Here is a 21,214-nt window from a genome sequence, read left to right on the forward strand (position 1 = left end):
TTATCCGCGGCGGTGGCCGCTGTTCTGCTCTTCCCGCAGAGCCTTTTGAATGGTGAACAAGGTCACATGTGCGCTCAGAGCAGGCCGATCTGCCGGGCGGCTTTTTTCAGGATCTCGGTGCGCGCCGCGAGCGAGCCCGGCCCCGCGACATCGAGGTTCAGCGCGAACGGCCTGGCCCTTCCTTGCGCTTCGATCCAGCCGACGAACCATCCGATCTTGTGCTCGAAGGCCCAGCCCGTCTTGCCTGAAAGAACGTGGCTATCGGTCGTCTCCAGCACCATGGCCTCGCGTGTGAGGGCCTGGGCGCGCGCGGAGACCGGCAACTTCCTGGCGTGCAGGCGGCCGAGAAAATCGATCTCGCCGAGCGCGGAGATGGCGAGCGGACCCGTCAGCCAGAACCGGTCGATCTCGCCGACCCTGCGGTTGCCGTAGTCGAAGGCTTCAACAAGGCGCGCCATGCGCTCGGGCCCGACCTTGCGTGCAACCTCCTGGTAGACCCAGACGGTCGAGTTGCGGAACGCTTCGCGCAGCGTCTGGTCGCGGTTCCAGGCTTCGACCGGCTTGCCGCCAATCGAACGCACCTCGCCGTCCCACTTGAACACCGGATCGTCGAGGCTCTGCGCCACGCCCGTCTCGAGCGCGATCACAGTGTTCGGGATCTTGAACGTGGAGGCTGGCGGGAATGCCACCATTGCGCGATCGAAATCCGAGACGATGGCGCGTCGCCCCTCGCCGCTCGCGAAGGCCACGACGCCCTTTTCGCTGGCCTCGTGGAAGAGACGCGTCAGGCCCGGCGCAAGGACGACATCGGTCGGCGAGGTTGCGGCGGCAGCCGCGAGCCGGCGCGGCCAGGCGGATGCCGCAAGCGGCAGCGCGGCCATACCTGCGAGCACGCGGCGCCTGTCGAGGCTAAGTTGCGACGAAAGACCGGACGGCATTGCGGCCGGCGGTGGAAAGCCCCCCGCGGCCGCTCGTGCCATCACTTCCATTCGACCTTGAGGATCTCGTAGGAGCGGGCGCCCTTGGGCGTCGTCACCTCGGCCGTGTCGCCCTTCGACTTGCCGATGAGCGCGCGCGCGATGGGGCTTGAGATCGAGATCTTGCCCGAACGCACGTCGGCCTCGAGATCGCCCACGATTTTGTAGGTGACCTTCTCCTCGGTATCCTCGTCGACGAGAGACACGGTGGCGCCGAACTTGATCGAGGCGCCGGACAGCTTCGTCGTGTCGACGACCTCGGCGCGCGACAGCTTGTCCTCAAGCTCCGCGACCTTGGCCTCGTTCATGCCCTGGGCCTCCTTGGCGGCGTGATACTCGGCGTTCTCCGACAGATCGCCGTGCGAGCGGGCTTCCGCGATAGCCTGGATGATGCGCGGACGCTCTTCCGATTTCAGACGATGCAGCTCCGCCTCCAACGTCTTGAAGCCTTCGATCGTCATCGGGACACGTTCCATCGACATCGCTAAAGTCTCCCAATGGGCCTGGCCATGAGCCAGCACCCTAGTTCGTCTGATCCCTGCATACTAATGGGACTTGGTCGCGGGATAACGCCTGACGAGGCCCAATCGTCTCAAGAAGGACGGCCGACGTAGGCCTGCAATGGAGCCACCTTGAGGATATCGGCCTTGAGCGCCTTAATCGCGCGCGTCACGGCGACCGCACCGGCTAAGGTTGTATAATACGGAATGTGGTGAAGCAAGGCCGTGCGCCGGATGTCCTTGCTGTCGGACACAGCTTTTGCGCCCTCAGTTGTATTGAAGACCAAGGCCACGTCGCCGTTTTTCATGGCGTCGACGATGTGCGGCCGGCCCTCCAGGACCTTGTTCACAACCTCGCATTGTACGCCGTAGGCCTCGAGGTGCCGGCGCGTGCCGCGGGTGGCGATCACCTTGAACCCGAGTTCGACCAGCTCCCTCAGGGGAGCGACGATGCGGTCTTTGTCGGCGTCCTTGACCGACACGAAGACGGTACCCGAGGTCGGCAGCTTCTGCCCGGCACCGAGCTGGCTCTTGGCGAAGGCGATCGAGAAATCGCGGTCGACGCCCATCACCTCGCCCGTCGAGCGCATCTCGGGGCCGAGGATCGGGTCAACGCCCGGGAAGCGGGCGAACGGGAACACGGCTTCCTTGACGGCGACGTGCTCGATGTGCGCCGGCTTCAAGCCGAAGTCCTTGAGCGGCTTGCCGGCCATGATCTCGGAGGCAATGGCAGCGATCGGCTTGCCGATCACCTTGGCGACGAACGGCACCGTGCGCGAGGCGCGCGGGTTGACCTCGAGGACGTAGACCTCATCGTCCTTGATGGCGAACTGCACGTTCATGAGGCCGACGACGCCGAGCGCCAGCGCCATCTCGCGCGCCTGGCGCTCGAGCTCGGCGATGATCTTCGGCGAGAGCGAATAGGGTGGCAGCGAGCAGGCGCTATCGCCCGAGTGGATGCCCGCCTCCTCGATGTGCTCCATGATGCCGGCGATGAAAGTGTCCTTGCCATCCGAGAGGCAATCGACGTCGACCTCGGTGGCATCCGCCAGATAGCGGTCGATCAGGAGCGGACGCTTGGCAGAGACCACCAGCTCCGACGGACGATCAAGCGTCGCGGAGAGGCGCGTGATGTAGCGGTCCACCTCGGCGCGATCGTGCACGATCTCCATGGCGCGGCCACCGAGCACGTACGAGGGGCGGATGACGACCGGGAATTTCACGCGCTCGGCGATCTCGGCAGCTTCCTGCGGGGTTGCGGCGATGCCGCTCTCCGGCTGCTTGAGGCCGAGCTTCTCGATCAGCGCCTTGAAGCGGTCGCGGTCCTCGGCGAGGTCGATGGCGTCGGGCGATGTGCCGAGGATCGGCACGCCCGCTTCCTCGAGCGCGCTCGCGAGCTTCAACGGCGTCTGGCCGCCGAACTGAACGATGACGCCCTTCAGCGTGCCATTGTCTTTCTCGCGCTGGATGATCTCGAGCACGTCCTCGGCCGTCAGCGGCTCGAAGTAGAGCCGATCCGACGTGTCGTAGTCGGTGGAGACGGTCTCGGGGTTGCAGTTGACCATGATGGTCTCGTAACCCGCGGCCGTCAGCGCGAAGCAGGCGTGGCAACAGCAGTAGTCGAACTCGATGCCCTGACCGATGCGGTTCGGGCCGCCGCCGAGGATCACGATCTTCTCGCGGCCGGACGGCGCGGCTTCACACACCGGGTCTCCGGTCAATCCGCGCTCGTACGTCGAATACATGTAGGCGGTGGGCGAAGCGAACTCCGCCGCGCAGGTGTCGATGCGCTTGAAGACGGGGCGCACATTGAGCGCGTGACGCGCCGCGCGCACCTCCGCCTCCGTCTTGCCGGCGAGCTTGGCGAGACGCGCGTCCGAGAAGCCCATCGCCTTCAGGAAGCGGAAGTGCTCGGCCGATTGCGGAAGCCCGTGCGCTTTGACGCGCGCCTCGACGTCCAGGATCTCCTCGATGCGGTCGATGAACCACGGGTCGATCTTGCAGGAGGCATGCACCTGCTCGGGCTCGACGCCGAGGCGCAGCGCCTGCGCGACTTTCAGGATGCGGTCGGGCGTGGGACGGCCCAGCGCGGCGCGAATGACGTTCTTGTCGTCGCCGCCGCCGAGGCCTTCGAGTTCCACGTCGTCGAGGCCGGTTAGCCCGGTCTCCATGGAGCGCAGGGCCTTCTGCAGGCTTTCGGCGAACGTGCGGCCGATGGCCATGGCCTCGCCCACCGAGCGCATGGCGGTCGTGAGCGTGGTGTCGGCGCCCTGAAACTTTTCGAATGCGAAGCGCGGGATCTTGGTGACGACGTAATCGATGGTCGGCTCGAACGAGGCGGGCGTCGCGCCGCCCGTGATGTCGTTTTCCAGTTCGTCGAGCGTGTAGCCCACGGCGAGACGGGCTGCGACCTTCGCGATCGGGAAGCCGGTTGCTTTCGACGCCAGCGCAGAGGAGCGCGAGACGCGCGGGTTCATCTCGATGACGACGAGGCGGCCGGTGTCGGGGTTGACCGCGAACTGCACGTTCGAGCCGCCGGTCTCGACGCCGATCTCGCGTAGCACCGCGATCGAGGCGTCACGCATGATCTGATATTCTTTGTCGGTCAGCGTCAGCGCCGGCGCGACGGTGATGCTGTCGCCGGTGTGCACGCCCATCGGATCGATGTTCTCGATGGAGCAGATGATGATGCAGTTGTCCGCCTTGTCGCGGACGACCTCCATCTCATACTCCTTCCAGCCGAGCAGGCTCTCGTCGATCAGGATCTGGCCGACGGGCGAGGCGTCGATGCCGGAGCGGGCGATCTGCTCGAATTCCTCTCGGTTGTAGGCGACGCCGCCGCCGGTGCCGCCGAGCGTGAAGGCGGGACGGATGATGGCAGGTAGGCCGATCTCGTCGAGCGCGCGCATGGCTTCGGCGAAGCCCACCTGCGTGTCGTAGCCGGTGATGTACCCGTTCGCGTCCTTGATCGGCGGCGAGGAGGCAATGGCCGCGCGCGGACTCTCGAGCCCGATGCGGTCCATGGCCTCGCGGAACAGCTTCCTGTCCTCAGCCTTGTCGATGGCCTCGGCGCGCGCGCCGATGAGCTCGATGCCGTGCTCGGCGAGCACGCCCTGCTTCTCCAGAGCGAGCGCCGTGTTGAGCGCCGTCTGCCCACCCATGGTCGGCAACAGCACGAGCTTCTCGTCAGGGCGCTGACGGCGCTCCTCGGCGATGATCTTAGCCACGATCTCGGGCGTGATCGGCTCGATATAGGTTGCATCCGCCAGCTCCGGATCAGTCATGATCGTCGCCGGATTCGAGTTGACCAGGATGATCCTGTATCCCTCGGACTTCAGCGCCTTGCACGCCTGGGTGCCGGAATAATCAAACTCGCACGCCTGGCCGATAACGATGGGGCCGGCGCCGATGATGAGGATCGCGTCAATATCTGTGCGTTTGGGCATGGCGACGGCGGTTCTATTCGAGCCTTCCCGGTTTGGCTATAGCCCTCGGGCTGCGGCCTGTTCTCCAACCCGGACAGCAATCGAGGGTGCCGGCGGGCACCCTCGGAAGATGACAGTGAGATTACAGGGTTCGCGCCGCTATTTTTTGACGTCCTTCGGCGGCTCGATCTCGATCTTATCGGGGTACGAATAGACCTCCTGGAAGATCGGTTTGTCGAGGAAACCCTGGCGCGCAAAGATGCTGCGGGCCGGAAGGCCGGTCTTCGGGTCGAGATAAACCATGCGCACCGCCTCGTTCTTCGTGGTCGGCTCCGCCTTCTTGCCCGGAGGGCCCGGAGGGGGCTCGTCGAGGCCGCGATAACCGCGCAGCTCGCGCCCCTCGATGGTCTCGGTGCCGACGCACTCGAACTTGCCGACTTCCTGGTAGACCTGCGCGACGCTTGTGATCATGAACTGGATGAGCTGGTCGGTCTCGTGCTTGGACGCCTCCTTCCAGCCATCGCCGCCGTTGGTCCAGGCCTTGTCGCCGACGACGATGCTTTCCACGGCCTTGCCCTCGGTCAGCGGCGTCAACGACTGGTGCATCCGGTCAGGTGTCGCGTATTCGACCACCATCTTGGCGGGGCCCGCCTCGGTGATCATGTTGGTTTCCTTGCGGATGAACTTCTGCTTGCCCTGAGAATTGACCGCGAGCGCAACCTCCGTCGAGCAATCCGCCAGCGCGGGCGAGGCTGCGACTATACCCGCGGCAAGAGCGATGAGACCAGACTTCAAGCGCATTCGTTTCCTCCATGGCCGCGCCGGCGCGGGACGCGGTCCTCTTTTCTCTCTCATGATGGGGTGTGCGCCTGCCTGTTCGCAAGGCGCTCCCGCAGCGGCCCGTTAGAACGGGCTCTTGATATCGATGTCGGCCGGATAGCTGAAGGCGCCCCTGACGACGGGCTCGCCGCTGCCGTCCGGCGCACCGACGATGTTAAAGGCCGGCAGCCCCGTTTCCGGATCGATGTAGATCGTGCGTGCCAGCACCTGACCGGTCTCGACCTTCTCGGGCGTGGTCTGATAGCCGCGGTAGCTCTTGCCTTCGAAGGTCACGGTGCCGAGGCATTTGAAATCTGCCGTCACGCGTGGCGGCATGAAGGCTTCCTGTACCTGCAGAGTGACGACGCGCGAATGCATCGGCTGCAGCTCTTCCCAGCCGGCTCCGCTGCCGAGATTGCTCCAGGCCCACTTGCTGATGCCGATGGTCTCGATGCTTTCGCCGCCGGATGTCGCCTTGCGGTACATCCTATCCGGCGGCTGGAAATCGAACTGCTGAAGCTGAGGCGAGCCGTCCTGGCCGGGCGTCTCAACCTCCGTGCGCCAGGGCTGCTTCTGCTGCTTGACGAAGGCTGCTTCGACCTCGGCCTTGCCGTCGCACGCGGCGACGGGGGCGGCGGGCGCCGCAAGGGCCAGGGCTGACACGGCAAAGAACAATCTGCGCATCGGACGTCTTTACTCCCGGTTTTGCTTTGTATGAGCGCTGCTCATTTTTTGTTGGCGCGCATCCTATACGTCGCGCCGGGAAAAAGTCGATGCGCAGACCGGAAGATTTCTTAGCTTTAATGCTTGCTGGCGGGGGGATTAACGCTCCGACTTGAGCGGCACCCCGCGCCGCTCGCGCATCTTGTTAACGAAACGGTCGAACAGGTAGTGGCTGTCCTGCGGACCCGGAGAGGCCTCCGGGTGATACTGGACCGAGAAAACCGGGTGGCCTTCCAGCTCGAGCCCGCAGTTGGTGCCATCGAACAACGACACGTGGGTCTCGACGACGCCCTTCGGCAGGGTCTCGCGGTCGACCGTAAACCCATGATTCATGGATGTAATCTCCACCTTCTCGGTGGTGTGGTCCTTGACCGGGTGGTTGGCGCCGTGGTGGCCCTGATGCATCTTGCGCGTCTTGGCGCCGAGCGCGAGGCCCAGCATCTGGTGGCCCAGGCAGATGCCGAACATCGGCAGCCCTGAATCGACCAGCTTCTTGATCTCCGGCACGGCGTATTCTCCGGTCGCGGCCGGGTCGCCCGGCCCGTTCGAAAGGAACACGCCGTCCGGCTTGCGCTCGAGAATGTCCTCGGCCTTGGTGGTGGCGGGCACCACCGTCACCTTGCAGCCGGCGGACGCCAGGCAGCGCAGAATGTTGCGCTTCAGGCCGTAGTCGATGGCGACGACGTGGAAGTCCGGGCTCTCGTTACGGCCGTAGCCCTTGCCCCAGACCCAGCGCGTCTCGTCCCAGGTGTAGCTCTGGCCGCTGGTCACGTCCGGCACGAGGTCGAGGCCCAACAGGCCCGGCCACGCCTTGGCCTCTGCTTTCAATGCGTCGATATCGAACTTGCCCGACGGCTCGTGCGCGATGACGGCATTGGGCATGCCCTTCTCGCGGATCCAGGCGGTCAGGGCGCGCGTGTCGATGCCCGTGATGGCAATGATGCCGCGCTGTTTGAGCCAGGCATCGAAATGCGCAGCGGCGCGGTAGTTCGAGGGATCGGTGATTTCGGCGCGCAGCACGCAGCCGCGCACGCCCGAGCGTGACGCGAGGTTCGAAGTCTCGGTGTCTTCGCTGTTGGTGCCGATGTTGCCGATGTGCGGAAACGTGAAGGTGATGATCTGGCCGGCATACGACGGGTCGGTCAGGATCTCCTGATAGCCGGTCATGGCCGTGTTGAAGCACACCTCGCCGACCGCCTTGCCGGTGGCGCCGAGGCCAACGCCGGTGATCACGGTGCCATCGTCGAGCACGAGGCGGGCCGTGTGGGGCGTCTCGGTCCAGGGCGCGGGCGTGGCTGTCATCGGCGGCTCTTGGCTCTGGTACTGGGCTGGGCTCGCGCGGGCCGGGCTCGCGCGCGTATCAGACGCGCAAGAGAGGCTGCTCGTAGCCGGGGTCCATGGATCGCGGCGGACCCTATGCGAGGTGCTCTTGCGCGTCAAGAAATGGGGGCGCGACGCGCTTTCGCAACCTGTCATTCGGTGAACGTCGCGAGATTGGCCAGGGTGGAGGCCAAGCCGACCTGGTGGTCGGCCGCGCTGATGCCGGTCGGCACGTTCTCGCAGACGACGGCCACGCGGGTGCCGCCCGCGACCGGCGTCAGGCTGGTCGTGATCGTCATCTCGCCCGCAAAAGCCGGATCATCGCTCACAAACCGCACACGCTCGACCACCCGCGCGCCAGGCACCAGCTCGCCGAACTCGCCCTCCACCACGTCGGCGTTCTCAGTTGTTTTGCCGCTCCCGCCCGTCTCATACAGGAGCGCCATACGAAAGCGGCCGCCTTCGCGGGGCTCGAAGACGTCGATTCGGGCGCTCATACCCGCGGGCGGACGCCACGCAGCCACGGCGGCCGGATCCACGAGGGCCTGGTATATGGTGTCCGGTGACGCCGCGAGGACGCGCGAAGCGCTGTCGGTTCTGCCTTGGCGGATCTCAGTCATCGGGTTCAGGCCAGCTTCCCTCGCGCTCGGATCGTAACCGTCCTATATAGCGGCCCAACGATTTGCGGCTGAGAAAGGTTCTCCCAATGCGCGCGCGCATCACCCAGGACGTCAAGGATGCCATGAAGTCGGGCGACAAGGCTCGGCTCACGACGCTGCGTTTGATCACGGCCGCCATCAAGGATCGCGAGCTTGGCGTCGGCGGCCCGCCGGTCGAGGTGGGCGATGCCGAGGTCGTGGCGATCCTGCAGAAGATGGTGAAGCAGCGCCGAGAGAGCATTGCGACGTATGAGAAGGCAGGCCGCACGGATCTGGCGGACCAGGAGAAATCCGAGATCGCCGTCTTGGAGGGCTACCTGCCGAAGCAGATGGATGAGGCCGCGGTGAAGGCCGCCGTTTCAGCGCTGATCGCCGAACTCGGTGCAGCGGGTCCGAAGGACATGGGCCGTGTCATGGGAGCCTTGAAGGAGCGTTTTGCCGGCCAGATGGACTTCGGCCGCGCAAGCGGCGTCGTGAAGGAGCTGCTGAAGTAGAGGCAGCGGAAGTCTCTGCCGGTCGCCCCTGTGGATTGTGCTCATAACCGCCATGCGAGTTCGCTGCGCGGGCAGGTCCATACGCGAATCGCGTAAATTGGGCTTACAGGAAGGCTCACGGAATAACCGACAGTAACTCCTGATTATTTCGGCAACTCTGTAAGGCCTGCTGATCGCACATGCGATATTCGCCGCAGCTCCTGGACGAGATCCGCGCCCGGCTCCCTGTGAGCCAGGTCGTCGGACGCAAGGTCCAGCTCAAGCGCAAGGGGCGCGAGTACGCGGGGCTGTCGCCGTTCAAGGTCGAGAAGACGCCGTCGTTCTTCGTCAACGACCAGAAGGGCTTCTACCACTGCTTCGCCTCGGGCGAGCACGGTGACATCTTCAAGTTCGTCATGGCCACCGAGGGCTTGAGCTTTCCCGAAGCCGTCGAACGGCTGGCGCAGGAAGCGGGCGTGACGCTGCCGAAGCCCGACGCACGCGACGAAGCGCGCGAGGACCAGCGCGAGCGGCTGCTGGCGCTCATGGAAGCGGCGGCCAAGTTTTTCGAGGCGTCTCTTGCCGGAACCGGGGGCGCCGACGCGCGCCGCTACATCGAGAAGCGCGGGTTGAAGCGCGAGACGCTCGCGGCTTTCCGCATCGGCTATGCGCCCAATTCGCGCTCGGCGCTCAAGGAGCATCTCGCGAAAGCGGGCTTCACGCTCGAGGAGATGACGCTGTCCGGCATGCTGATCGCAGGTGACGACATTCCTGTCGCCTACGACCGCTTTCGTCATCGCGTGATGTTTCCGATTGCCGATCTCCGGGGCCGCATCGTTGCGTTCGGCGGCCGCGCGCTCGACCCGGATCAGAACGCCAAATATCTGAACTCACCCGAGACGCCGCTCTTTCACAAGGGGCATCTCCTGTTCAATGCGCACCGGGCCCGCCCGGCGGCGCACGACAAAGAGCGCGTGATCGCCGTCGAAGGCTACATGGACGTGATCTCGCTCGCGGAGGCGGGCTTCACGGAGACCGTAGCCCCCCTCGGCACGGCGCTGACGGAGGATCAGCTCAAGCTCCTGTGGCGCATGACCGCCGAGCCGGTCCTTTGCTTCGACGGCGACAGCGCCGGCAAGCGGGCTGCATTCCGGGCGGTCGATACGGCGCTACCGCACCTGAAGCCCGGCTCCAGCCTGATGTTCGCCTTCCTGCCCGACGGCCTCGACCCCGACGATCTGGTCCGCCAGCAGGGCCCGGCCGCCCTCGATGCTTGCCTCAGCCGCGCGCGTCCCCTCGTCGACGTGCTCTTCGAGCGCGAATGGGGACACGGCGACTGGTCGACGCCGGAGCGGCGGGCGGGGCTCGAAAAGGCCCTCCGGGACCTCATTTCCCGCATCGAGGACGAGAGTGTGCGCGCCCACTATCGCCGGGCCATCGGTGAGAAGCTCGCAGCGGCCTGGGGATGGCAGGGTGGCTCTCCCCAAACGGCGGGAGGCCAAGGGTCGCAGGCGGGACGTGCAGGCGGCTATCGGAGTGGGTCCTCGTGGTCGCGCCCGGCCGGCTTTGCGGGTGGCCGCTCCGGCGGCGGGGCCCCGGCGCCCGGGCGGCGGGGCCCGGCGGGCCGGGCTTTTCCGCCGAGCCTCGGGTCGGCGACCGAAAGGGTTAACGCCAGCTCCAGCCTGAGAAAAAGCTCCCTTGTTGCCGGCGAGAGCGGGCTGCCGCCCTACCGCGAGGCCCTTTTGCTCAAAGTGCTGCTGAATCACCCCTGGCTGATCGAGGAACAGGCCGAAGCCATCGCCGAGTTGCCGTTCACCTCGACTGCGCTTTCCCGGCTACGGGACGAGATCCTTTCGGCCCAAGCGATCGATAATTCACTTGACACGGAAACCCTTCGAACCCACTTGAACAAATCCAGTATCGGCAAGGTCTTGACCCTTGTCGAACGCGCCGTTTCGCACAAGTGCGATCGCTTTGCAGAGCCCGACGCCGGGCGCACCGAGGTGGAAGATGGCTGGCGCCACGCCCTCGCGATGCATGATCGGCATGTAGGGTTGCAGCGATCGCTTGAAGCGGCAGAGCAGGCTTGGCACGAAGATCGCAGTGAGGCGTCTTTTGCGCGCATCTGCGATCTCAAGCGGCAGCTCGAGCTCGTCAGCGGCGCTGACATTTACGATGAAGCTGCTGGCTCGGGTTATACGTCTTGAGGAACAGGGGGAGCGCCACGTTCGGAACCGCGACCTGCTCGGCCAGTTCAAGGCGGAGCCCCGATCCCAATAGGACCCGGGGACCGTCTCGATATGCGTTCGGCAATCCTGCGGCTCCTGCCGACCCTGCTCGATACGTCGGTCTGGCTTTCGCCACCCGGCATGAAGCGCCCCGCGGCCAGATGGCCGACGGGGTCTCAATTTGAAACGATGAGGCGCTCCCGAAGCGCCAGTCCCTCACTCTTTGGCGACGGTTGAGACACATGGCAAACGCTGCAAAGAACGAAGAGCAAGACACCGCGACGGCTGAGCCCGCAGAGCGCGACAGCCCGCTGCTCGACCTCTCCGATCAGGCGGTCAAACGCCTGCTCAAGACGGCCAAGGCCCGCGGCTACGTCACGCTCGACGAGCTGAATTCCGTTCTGCCCTCCGACGAGGTGTCTCCCGATCAGATCGAGGACACCATGGCCATGCTGTCCGACATGGGCATCAATGTGGTCGAGACCGAGGAAGGCGAGGAGGGCGCCGACGCGGCCGCTCCTGACGCCGACGAGGACGAGAACCGCTCCGTGCTGGCGCCGGGCGGCCTGCCTGCAACCTCGCAGACGCGTGCCGAGCCCGCCGAGCGCACCGACGACCCCGTTCGCATGTACCTGCGCGAGATGGGCTCAGTCGAGCTTCTGTCGCGCGAGGGCGAGATCGCCATCGCGAAGCGCATCGAAGCCGGCCGCGAGGCGATGATCGCCGGGCTCTGCGAGAGCCCCCTCACCTTCCAGGCCATCATCATCTGGCGCGACGAGCTCAACGAAGGCAAGATTCTGCTGCGCGACATCATCGATCTCGAGGCCACCTACGAGGGCCCCGAGGCGAAGGCGCCGCCGGCCGTTGCCGACGGCGAGGAAGAGAGTGCCGAGGGCGAGGAAGCCCCCGCTGAAGGCGGGAGCGAAGGCGGCGGCGACGACGACGACGAGTTCGAGAACGCGCTGTCGCTCGCGGCCATGGAAGCCGAGCTCAAGCCCAAGGTGCTTGAGACTTTCGACAACATCGCAGGCACGTACAAGAAGCTGCGCAAGCAGCAGGACAAGAAGCTCGAGCAGCAGGTCGCCGGCGAATCCGGCTCGCGCCAGCAGCAGAAGGCCTACGACAAGCTGCGCGAAGAGATCATCACCGACGTCAAGAGCCTGTCGCTCAACAACGCGCGCATCGAGAGCCTCGTCGAGCAGCTCTACTCGATCAACCGCCGTCTCGTCGGCCTCGAAGGCCGGCTGATGCGTCTCGCCGACAGCTATGGCGTGCCGCGCCAGACCTTCATCGACGAGTACTTCGGCAACGAGCTCGACCAGACCTGGCTCGACCGCGTCGCGGACAGCGGCAAGAAGTGGGGCAACCTGATCAAGAACGAGCGTCCGACGATCGAGCAGATCCGCCGCGAGATCCACGAGCTCGCGACGGAAACCGGTCTCGAGATCACCGAGTACCGCCGCATCGTCAAGGCCGTGCAGAAGGGCGAGCGCGAAGCTCGCCAGGCGAAGAAGGAGATGGTGGAAGCCAACCTCCGCCTCGTGATCTCGATCGCCAAGAAGTACACGAACCGCGGCCTGCAGTTCCTGGATCTCATCCAGGAAGGCAACATCGGCCTCATGAAGGCCGTCGACAAGTTCGAGTACCGCCGCGGCTACAAGTTCTCGACCTACGCCACGTGGTGGATCCGTCAGGCCATCACGCGCTCGATCGCGGACCAGGCGCGCACGATCCGCATCCCCGTGCACATGATCGAGACGATCAACAAGATCGTGCGCACGAGCCGTCAGATGCTGCACGAGATCGGCCGCGAGCCGACGCCCGAGGAGCTGGCCGAGAAGCTCGCCATGCCGCTCGAGAAGGTGCGCAAGGTGCTCAAGATCGCCAAGGAGCCGATCTCGCTCGAAACGCCGATCGGCGACGAGGAGGACAGCCACCTCGGCGACTTCATCGAGGACCGCAACGCGGTGCTGCCGGATCAGGCGGCGATCGCGGCCAACCTGCGCGAGACGACGACGCGGGTGCTGGCATCGCTGACGCCGCGCGAGGAGCGCGTTCTGCGCATGCGCTTCGGCATCGGCATGAACACCGACCATACGCTGGAAGAAGTCGGCCAGCAGTTCTCGGTGACGCGCGAGCGTATCCGCCAGATCGAAGCCAAGGCGCTGCGGAAGCTCAAGCATCCGAGCCGGAGCCGAAAGCTGCGGAGCTTCCTGGATAACTGATCTCATAAAAAACCCCCGAGTGATGCTCGGGGGTTTTCGTTTTCGCCGAGTAACGCAGGCTACGCGCGCAGCCGAGCCTGGCGGGCGCGGAGGCTCCTCGCGAAGCGAAGAACGGCGACTGCGGCGGTGCGCCCTTCCCGTGTATCGAGCGCCGCGTAGCGGCGCGCCTGGGCCTTCGCTTGCTCGATGATACCCTTGTACGTCTCGTCGCGAACCTGGGCGTTGGCCGATGTGAAAGCGCTTGTCGTCTGCATCGATTGTCCTCCGCGTTTACTGCTTAGGAGGATGTAGGAGCCGGAAATGGCATCGCAACGGCGCTGCTGTGGCAGAAACCTTACGAAATCTCACAGTCCATCAAATCATTGCAGACCGCTGAAACAGACCTCACGCCGCTCGTGATGTCCTGAGGAAGCGTGACGTCGGTATGTCGAAGTTTTGCTCGATCCGCGGCAGGAGGACGACCGCGATGTCGAAAACGGAAGCGTGCGTCCGCTTGCGCGCCTCTTGTCGCTTTGCCCGCTAGCATCCCCAGCCTTGGCAGCCGCCTCCGCCGGCGACCTGGCACGTGTTCCCGCACACGGCGCGCTTCTCGTAACCCGAGGGGCACGCGCAGGGGTCGTCGGGCGCGAGGCATGTCGTCACCGGACAAACCGGGCGCGGCTCGCTGCCGGGCCGGCGGCTTTGGGCTTTCGCGGCAGCCTGCGCCACCGCAAGCATGTCCTGCATGGTGTAGCTCGGCGGGTCCTGGCGGCGGTGTCGGCCGATCAGGCTCATGTCCTCGCCCAGGAACACGCGAAGCCCTCCGAGCACGCCATAGTCGCTGCTGTCGTTGAGGGAGGCTTCGGCGAAGAGAGCCGTGCCGACACGCTCCCTCGATGCGAACTGATATTCCGCGCCGACGGTGGCGAAGCCCAGGCCCTCATAGCTGTAGCCGGCGAACAGCATTAGATCGTCGGTCAGATAGTAATCGAGCTTGGCGCGGCCGTAGAGGTCATCGTCGATGTCGCCGAACCGATAGCCGAGCGCGCCGTCCAGCGTGATGCGATGGATGAAGCGTTGCAGTTCGAGCCCGACGCGCCCCACCTCCTGCCCGCCGCTTTCGTCGAGCCAGGCGTAGCCCGCGTAGAGCCCGACCAGGCCGACATCCGGATCGCGCCAAAAGAGATGCGCGCCTGCGTTGGCGAAATCATCATCGCTCAAGCGCGCGTAGGCACCGTCGAGTTGCAGGCCGAAGGAGTGGGCGACAGGCAACGTCAGGCTGCCGGCTATTCCGCCTGCGCCGTCGTCCAGCGTCTCCGCGCCGATGCCGCCGCCGAATGGGCTGAGCTTGCCGTTCACGCCGGAGACGGCGGGGCCGTCCGCTTCCGCTAATGTTGCGGCGACTCCGGCAAGCAGCAGGAACGCACTGACACACATAAGGCTCAGGAGGGATGTCAGGCGCATCGGCTCGGGTGTTTTTTGCAGCGGGGTCGCGGCCCAGCTGAACGGGCCGCAAGCTTATTTGCCGCGATTCGCGCGACCCGAGGGAACTGCTGTGCAGTTTGTGGCGATGGAGCAACCGTTGGCGCTCGGTCGCTTTCCCGCCCGTGACGGACCCGCGGCTCCGTCTGTATGCTGCCGACGCGTAATCAGATTAAGCAGGCTCGGATCTTGAGCAGCGACATCCTCTCCATCTCCGGCACTGGCCTTTCGGCCGAGATCCATCCGCTCGGAGCGGAGCTGTGGGCCTTGCGCGACGCGGACGGGCGCGACCTGTTGTGGAACGGGAACGCGGCGTTCTGGACGGGGCGGGCTCCGATCCTGTTTCCCATCGTCGGCACGGTCGCGGGCGACACGTATCGTGTCGGGGGCGCGAGCTATGCGTTGCCGCGGCACGGGTTCGCGCGGCGGCGGCCCTTCTCGCTCGTGACCACGCAGGCGGACGGCGTGACGCTGCGGCTCACAAGCGACGATGCGACGCGCGCCGTCTATCCGTTCGATTTCGTGCTCGATCTCAGTTTCAAGATCGATGGCGCACGGCTCGACGTTGCCGCGAACCTCACCAACACGGGCGACGGGCCGCTGCCGGCGAGCTTCGGCTACCATCCTGCGTTCCGCTGGCCCCTGCCCTACGGTGCCGCCCGCGCCGATCATGCCATCACGTTCGACGTGGACGAGATGGCGCCCATTTTCCGGCCTGACCGCGAGGGGCTTCTGGTGTCTGCGGAGCGGCCGTCTCAGCTCGGGGCGCGCGTGTTGCAACTCGATGACGCGGCTTTTACCGACGGCGCGCTGGTGTTCACGTCTCTCGCGGGGGCCTCGCTTTCCTTTGGCGCCGGCAACGGGCCGAAGCTCAAGATCTCCTATCCCGACACCCCGCATCTCGGTCTCTGGTCTGTGCCCGGCGCGCCGTTCGTCTGCGTCGAGCCGTGGCAGGGGTATGCCGACCCGGCGGGGTTCACGGGCGAGATCTGGGACAAGCCCGGCATCGTGCGTCTCGCGCCCGGCGCGCGGCGCCGCTGGCGCATGGGCGTCGAGCTTGTAGGATCGGAGGACGCGGGCGATTCCTGAGGGCTCCCGAGGTGCCGCATGCTGATATCGGATTTCGAGCATCGTCGTAGCCCCGTCGCGTCGCGGCACGTGTTCGCGATGCGCATGGCGCGGGCGCTCGGGCTGTGGGCGGTGCTGACGCTCGGCGGGCTCGTGATCGGAATGGCCGGCTACGCGGCGACCGAAGGCATGGGGTTCGCCGATGCCTTCGTCAACGCGGCGATGATCCTGTCCGGCATGGGACCCGTCGATCAGCTGCACACGACGGCGGGCAAGGTATTCGCCGGCTTCTACGCCATCCTCTCGGGCCTCATCATCGTCATCGGAGCGGGCTTCGTGCTGGCTCCGGTCGCGCATCGCGTGCTGCATCGCTTTCACGTCGAGACCAGCAGGGAGAAGGACTGAGTGGCCGCTTCGCTGTCGTCCGACGCCGCGCGCCTGCGCGTCTATCTCGCCGGGCCGGATGTGTTTCTGCCGCATGCGCGCGAGCAAGGCGAGGCCAAGAAGCAGCTCGCGGCCGAGCATGGCTTCGAGGGACTCTACCCGCTCGACAATACGATCGAGACCGACGGGCTGAGCCCTGTGGAGATCGCGCGCGCCATCAGCACCGGCAACGAAGGGCTGATGCGGGCGGCGGACTTTGTCATCGCCAATTGCACGCCCTTCCGCGGGCCGAGCATGGACGCCGGCACGGCCTACGAGATCGGCTTCATGCAAGCGTTGGGCAAGCCGATCTTCGGCTATGCGAACGTGACGGCCGATTACGCCGGGCGTGTGCGCGCGACTCCCGAGCATGCGCAGGCGCATTGGGACAGTGAGACGCGCCGCTCGGACATCGAGGACTTCGGCCTCGCCGAGAACCTGATGATCGCCATCGCGGTGCTGGATTCGAGCGGGCACTTCGTGGTGCGCGAGGTGCATCCCGAGCAGGTGCTGTCGGATCTCGAAGGCTTTCGCGCGTGTCTGGCGCTCGCCCAGCAGAGGTTCGCGGTCTAGCCGCGCGTGCCGGCCTTCAGTGCGCCGTCGATCAACGCACCGAGGCGCAGGAAATCCCGCTCCTCAAAGTGGACACGGATGGGCAACACGCGCGAGCGCCTGGCAAGCTCGGCAGAAGCGCCAGACGTGCCCGCGAGGCGTGCCAGGTCTTTCTCCGTCGTGACCAGCTCGGCGTCGGTCGCGACGGCCTCGGAAAGCAGCCGCGTGGCCTCCGCATCGGTGAACGCGTGATGGTCCGCGAACGGGCGGCGGGTGAGCGTTGCCGGCGCGAAGGTCGCCAGCATGCGGAAGAAGCGATCGGGATTGGCGATGCCGGCGTAGGCGATGAGCCTGGCGCCGCCGATCCAGTCGAGATCGCCCGCGGGCGCCACGCCACCGCGCAGCACGGGCCCCGGGAACCGCTTCTTCAGATCCTCAAACACCGGCGGCTCCGCCTCCGCCGGGTCGCCGCCCATGACGACGATGCAGTCGACACGCCCGAGCTGGAACGCGAGGGGCGCGCGCAATGGGCCCGCGGGGATCACGCGGCCGTTGCCGAAACCGCGGCGCGCGTCGACGATGGCGATCGACAGATCCTTGGCGACGCTCGGGTTCTGCAGGCCGTCGTCCATGATCACGACGTCGGTGCTGCCCCCGGTTTCGATGGCCCTGAGGCCGGCTTTGCGATCGCGCGCCACCATCACGCGCCCGGCGTCCGGCAGGGCGCGTGCCAGCAGGAGGGGCTCGTCGCCGACCTCTCGGGCTGCATGGTGCGCGCCGTCGACCCACACGGGACCGCTCAGCGATCCGCCATAGCCGCGCGAAAGGCAAACGGCATCGACGTCGCGGATGGCGAGCACCTCGAGCAGGAAGCGCGTCAGCGGTGTCTTGCCGGTGCCGCCCGCCGTGAAGTTGCCAATACAGATAACGGGCAGAGACGAGCGGTAGGGCTCGGCCTTGCGGAAGCGGCGCTCGACGGCGGCGCCATACAGGCGTTCCAAGGGCGACAGAAGATCGGCGACGGCACTGCGACCCTCGCCGTACCACCACGACGGCTCCTCAAGAGGCACGGCGCGCCTGCGTCGGGGCCGGCAACAGCTCGAGGAGCGCAGCGACCGTGCCGTCCAGCGCGCCCGCCAGCGAGGCGAGCGCCGTCTTGGCGCCGGAGCGCAGGCGCGGAAGCTCGTCCTCTCGCGTCAGGATCTCCTCGATGGCCGTCGCAAGCTCTCCGGCGTTGGCAACCTCGCGCGCGCCCTTGTGGCGCAGAAGCGCGCGGTAGATATCGCGAAAGTTGGTCCAGTGCGGGCCGGTCAGCACCGCGACTCCGTGGCCGATGGCCTCGATGGGGTTCTGGCCGCCGTGCTGAATGAGCGAGCCGCCAACGAAGGCGACGTCGGTCAGCGCGTAGAGCGTGCCGAGCTCGCCGATGGTGTCGACGATGTAGATATCGGTGGTCTCGTTCGGTCGCTCGCCGGCCGAGCGCAGCGCCACGGTGAAGCCTTTGGCGCGCAGCATCTCGGCGATGCCCTTGCCACGCCCCGGATGGCGCGGCGCGATGATGGTGCAGAAGCCAGGCAGGCGGGAGGCAATCAGGCGGTGCGCGTCGGCGATCGTCTCTTCCTCGGGGTCGTGTGTGCTCGCCGCCACCAGAACGCTGCGGCCGGCCAGCGCCTGGCGCAGCTTGTCGAGCTCGACGGCGTCGACCACCGGGGGCGGAGCGTCGATTTTCAGGTTGCCGATGGCGCGGACGTTGCGGGCGCCAAGACGCGAGAGCGTGCGCGCAAACGGCTCGTTCTGGGTCAGCACGAGATCGAAGCGCGAGAAGAGCGGCAGCGACAGGCCCTTGAGCCAAGCCCAACGCCGCGCGCTGCGCGACGACATGCGGGCGTTGATCAGCGCCAGCGGAATGGAGCGGCGCGAGACCTCGAGTACGAGGTTCGGCCAGATCTCGCTTTCGACGAAGACCGCAGTATTCGGCTGCCAGTAATCGAGGAAGGCGCGTACGTAGTCCGGCGCGTCGAGCACGATATATTGATGCAACGCCCGCGGCGGCAGGCGGCGTCGCGCCATGGCGGCCGACGTCACGGTGCCCGTGGTCAACAGCACGGAGAGGTCCGGCCGCTTGGCGAGCACGTGCTCGATGACGGGCAGCACGGCGTTGGTCTCGCCGACGCTCGCGGCGTGCAGCCAGATCAGCGGACCGTCAGGGCGCGGCAGGCTCGCCTTTCCGTAGCGCTCGCCGCGGCGCTCGGCTTCCTCTTTGCCCTGGCGCCCGCGCACGGCGAGCATCGCGGGCGCGACAAGGGTCAGGAGGCGCGTGCCGGCGCTGTAAGCTTTGAGCGCCAGCCCCTCGGGCGCCGGCCCTGTCAGGGGCTCCGGCGGCGCGGGAGGCGTCACGCGCGCGAGGCTGCCGCCGACGATGTCGTAGGCACGCTTGGTCACGTCGTTCAGGCCCGCCTCCACCTCGCGGCGATAGGTATCGAGTGTGGCCTCGTCCGCGTCGGCTGGCACCCAAATGGGCTCGCCCATGACGTAGGCCAGCTTCGAATACGGCAGGTTGATCGTCAGGCGGCTCCAGGTCGGGAACACCAGGAAGCGCGAGGTCGCGACGGCAAACGGCACAATCGGGCGGCCCGAGAACTTGGCCAGAGTCACGATGCCCATCCCGGCTTTCCGCGCCGGCCCAGGCGGGATGTCTGCGGTGATCGAGAACGTGCTCCCGGCCTTGAGCTGGCGCAGAGCTATCCTTAGTGCAGCGGATCCTCCCCGGTCGCGCTTACGCACGCCAGCGCCGGCGCCCTGCACGACCTCGATGTCGAACTCGCGCAGCAACGTTCGGATCGCAGTGGCGTCCCGGTGTTTGGCGGCGATGGCCGAAACCGGATACGACTTGCCATTGATCTCGTGCAGCGTCGGCATGAGCACGAACTGTCCGTGCCACATGGCGAGGATGAATGGCTGCACAGCGTTGGCTCGCGCCACCATATCCGGCGGCTCGATGGTCACGGTCGAGGTTCGGAGCACGAAGCGCGTGTAGCGGGCTCCGAGGCGCCCGGCGAGGCGGCCCAATCTCGAGTCTTGTTGTGGCGATGGTGCCATCGATCGGCCTCGGTCGCCCCTCCATCCTCGAGCCGCACGCGGCGCAACCCGCGCGATTTGACGCCAATTTTCCTATAGGGAATACGCACGTAACGCAACCGCCGGGCAACGCCCATGAACAACGGGTTCGACAGAGCGCGCGGTATAGTGCTACGCACCCGAAGCTCGGGATCTCGGGGTTCCCGGGGGGCTTTTCACCTCGACACATCGTCTCTCAGGCAGAACGTCACGCGCGGATGGCAAGTCTCACGAAACGGGCAAAGCGGGCGGCTCGTCGCGCGGCGTGGACGGGCGTGCGGGCGGTCAGCTCGGTGCTGCCACGCTCCTGGCGGGCGCGCGCCACGCCGCACGCGCGCTACCTCGACATGCTGCTGCTCGACCACTTGTTCATTCGCCTGATGTTTCCCAACCGCCACCGGCTGTCGGAGGAGACCTGGCGCGCGGCGCAGCCGCTGCCGCACCAGATCCGCGACCTCAAACGGCGCGGCATTCGGACCATCGTCAACCTGCGCGGGCGCACCCGCTCTTCGACCTACGTGTTCGAGCGCGCCGCAAGCCGAAAAGCAGGGCTCAACCTCGTCGACTTCCGCGTCCGCTCGCGCGCGGCACCGACGCGTGCGGAGGTGCTGGCGGCGCGGGACCTGTTCGCCAACGTCGAATATCCCATGCTCATGCACTGCAAGTCCGGCGCCGACCGTGTCGGGCTCATGAGCGTGCTCTACCTCCACACGCGTCATGGCGCGCCGATCTCAGACGCGCGGCGGCAGCTTTCGCTGCGCTACGGACACATCCGGCAGGCAGATACAGGCATTCTCGATCTCTTCTTCGACAGCTATCTCGCCTACGCCGAGAAGACGCCGATCGCGTTCTACGAGTGGGTAGCCACTGTTTACGATCCGGCGGACGTTGCGTCCCACCTGCATTCGCGGCGTTGGGCCAATCGTGTCGTCGACAAGATCTTCAAGCGCGAGTAGCCGTCGCGCTTCGTATGCACGGCCGCTTGAGCGTCGACCTTAGTTCTGGCTTTAGCCTCTTAGTTCTGGCTTTAGCCTAGGTTAGCGCCCGGACGCGGGCCGGCCAGCGCTGCGTGGCGACGCTGGTAGCGGGTACAGGCCCAGCGTTTGCCGTAGATCAGACGAAACAAGCCTTGCCGCAGTGCGCTAGCAAAAAGGCCAATACGCGCCGCAGCGCGCGAGGATGTACGCATGGTTTTCTATCGTGTTCCGTTTTCCCCGGCGCACAGCTTTAACAGAGTCGGCTGG

At 66.1% G+C, this 21,214-nt stretch carries 18 protein-coding genes; 7 read left to right on the top strand and 11 right to left on the bottom strand.

Annotation, left to right across the window (positions count from 1 at the left end):
* Positions 1–74: 74 nt before the first annotated feature.
* From CS1GBM3_RS03295 to CS1GBM3_RS03325, 7 genes are all read right to left on the bottom strand, one after another.
* Complete coding sequence (locus CS1GBM3_RS03295) at positions 75–980, bottom strand: class D beta-lactamase (RefSeq protein ID WP_171946416.1); 906 nt, start codon at positions 978–980, stop codon at positions 75–77.
* Positions 980–1,453: a transcription elongation factor GreA gene (gene greA, locus CS1GBM3_RS03300; protein ID WP_072393570.1), complete on the bottom strand. Its 474-nt coding sequence runs from the start codon at positions 1,451–1,453 to the stop codon at positions 980–982. Before greA ends, CS1GBM3_RS03295 begins: the two co-directional genes overlap by 1 nt.
* Positions 1,454–1,569: 116 nt before the next feature.
* Positions 1,570–4,923 (bottom strand): carbamoyl-phosphate synthase large subunit, encoded by a 3,354-nt coding sequence (gene carB / locus CS1GBM3_RS03305; RefSeq protein ID WP_072391351.1) that lies wholly within the window; start codon positions 4,921–4,923, stop codon positions 1,570–1,572.
* Positions 4,924–5,061: 138 nt separating this feature from the next.
* Entirely contained in the window at positions 5,062–5,703 is a 642-nt protein-coding gene (locus CS1GBM3_RS03310) for a hypothetical protein (RefSeq protein WP_072391354.1), read from the bottom strand.
* Between the two features lie 102 nt (positions 5,704–5,805).
* Positions 5,806–6,405: a hypothetical protein gene (locus CS1GBM3_RS19715; protein WP_072391357.1), complete on the bottom strand. Its 600-nt coding sequence runs from the start codon at positions 6,403–6,405 to the stop codon at positions 5,806–5,808.
* A gap of 138 nt (positions 6,406–6,543) precedes the next feature.
* Positions 6,544–7,746 (bottom strand): glutamine-hydrolyzing carbamoyl-phosphate synthase small subunit, encoded by a 1,203-nt coding sequence (gene carA / locus CS1GBM3_RS03320; protein WP_072391360.1) that lies wholly within the window; start codon positions 7,744–7,746, stop codon positions 6,544–6,546.
* A gap of 170 nt (positions 7,747–7,916) precedes the next feature.
* The gene (locus CS1GBM3_RS03325; protein WP_072391363.1) at positions 7,917–8,384 is read right to left on the bottom strand and encodes an SRPBCC domain-containing protein; all 468 of its coding nucleotides are present in this window, start codon (positions 8,382–8,384) and stop codon (positions 7,917–7,919) included.
* 86 nt (positions 8,385–8,470) lie between these two features.
* Between CS1GBM3_RS03325 and CS1GBM3_RS03330 the strand changes: the two genes are divergently transcribed.
* The 3 genes from CS1GBM3_RS03330 (at position 8,471) to rpoD (ending at position 13,349) form a co-directional block, all read left to right on the top strand.
* Positions 8,471–8,917: a GatB/YqeY domain-containing protein gene (locus CS1GBM3_RS03330; RefSeq protein ID WP_072391366.1), complete on the top strand. Its 447-nt coding sequence runs from the start codon at positions 8,471–8,473 to the stop codon at positions 8,915–8,917.
* 179 nt (positions 8,918–9,096) lie between these two features.
* On the top strand, positions 9,097–11,103 hold the full coding sequence (dnaG, locus tag CS1GBM3_RS03335) for a DNA primase (RefSeq protein WP_072391368.1): 2,007 nt from the start codon (positions 9,097–9,099) through the stop codon (positions 11,101–11,103).
* Between the two features lie 263 nt (positions 11,104–11,366).
* Positions 11,367–13,349 (top strand): RNA polymerase sigma factor RpoD, encoded by a 1,983-nt coding sequence (gene rpoD, locus CS1GBM3_RS03340; RefSeq protein ID WP_072391370.1) that lies wholly within the window; start codon positions 11,367–11,369, stop codon positions 13,347–13,349.
* Between the two features lie 59 nt (positions 13,350–13,408).
* Here the strand turns inward: rpoD and CS1GBM3_RS03345 are convergent, their stop codons facing one another.
* Positions 13,409–13,603, bottom strand: coding sequence for a hypothetical protein (locus CS1GBM3_RS03345; RefSeq protein ID WP_072391373.1), 195 nt, complete (start codon positions 13,601–13,603; stop codon positions 13,409–13,411).
* Positions 13,604–13,868: 265 nt separating this feature from the next.
* The gene (locus CS1GBM3_RS03350; protein ID WP_139247763.1) at positions 13,869–14,792 is read right to left on the bottom strand and encodes a porin family protein; all 924 of its coding nucleotides are present in this window, start codon (positions 14,790–14,792) and stop codon (positions 13,869–13,871) included.
* Positions 14,793–14,999: 207 nt separating this feature from the next.
* Here CS1GBM3_RS03350 and CS1GBM3_RS03355 point away from each other — a divergent pair, with 207 nt between their 5' ends.
* Genes CS1GBM3_RS03355 through CS1GBM3_RS03365 form a run of 3 tightly spaced genes read left to right on the top strand, consistent with a single transcriptional unit; the run spans position 15,000 to position 16,874 of the window.
* Positions 15,000–15,899 carry an aldose 1-epimerase family protein gene (locus CS1GBM3_RS03355; RefSeq protein ID WP_072393573.1) on the top strand — a complete coding sequence of 300 codons (900 nt, stop codon included), beginning with the start codon at positions 15,000–15,002 and terminating at the stop codon, positions 15,897–15,899.
* A gap of 18 nt (positions 15,900–15,917) precedes the next feature.
* Positions 15,918–16,283: a hypothetical protein gene (locus tag CS1GBM3_RS03360; protein ID WP_072391379.1), complete on the top strand. Its 366-nt coding sequence runs from the start codon at positions 15,918–15,920 to the stop codon at positions 16,281–16,283.
* Entirely contained in the window at positions 16,284–16,874 is a 591-nt protein-coding gene (locus CS1GBM3_RS03365; protein WP_083567009.1) for a nucleoside 2-deoxyribosyltransferase, read from the top strand. It abuts the gene before it with no gap.
* Here the strand turns inward: CS1GBM3_RS03365 and lpxK are convergent.
* Together lpxK and CS1GBM3_RS03375 are read right to left on the bottom strand one after the other, a co-directional pair.
* Complete coding sequence (gene lpxK, locus CS1GBM3_RS03370; protein WP_072391382.1) at positions 16,871–17,923, bottom strand: tetraacyldisaccharide 4'-kinase; 1,053 nt, start codon at positions 17,921–17,923, stop codon at positions 16,871–16,873. The genes CS1GBM3_RS03365 and lpxK overlap by 4 nt on opposite strands.
* Entirely contained in the window at positions 17,913–19,922 is a 2,010-nt protein-coding gene (locus CS1GBM3_RS03375; protein WP_244534539.1) for a glycosyltransferase N-terminal domain-containing protein, read from the bottom strand. The genes lpxK and CS1GBM3_RS03375 overlap by 11 nt, the downstream gene beginning before the upstream one ends.
* A 266-nt stretch (positions 19,923–20,188) precedes the next feature.
* Between CS1GBM3_RS03375 and CS1GBM3_RS03380 the strand changes: the two genes are divergently transcribed.
* Positions 20,189–20,926 (top strand): fused DSP-PTPase phosphatase/NAD kinase-like protein, encoded by a 738-nt coding sequence (locus CS1GBM3_RS03380; protein ID WP_072391388.1) that lies wholly within the window; start codon positions 20,189–20,191, stop codon positions 20,924–20,926.
* Positions 20,927–21,214 lie beyond the last annotated feature (288 nt).

Origin of the sequence: Hyphomicrobium sp. CS1GBMeth3, assembly GCF_900117455.1 — a bacterium.
In the GTDB taxonomy this organism is placed as follows: domain Bacteria; phylum Pseudomonadota; class Alphaproteobacteria; order Rhizobiales; family Hyphomicrobiaceae; genus Hyphomicrobium_C.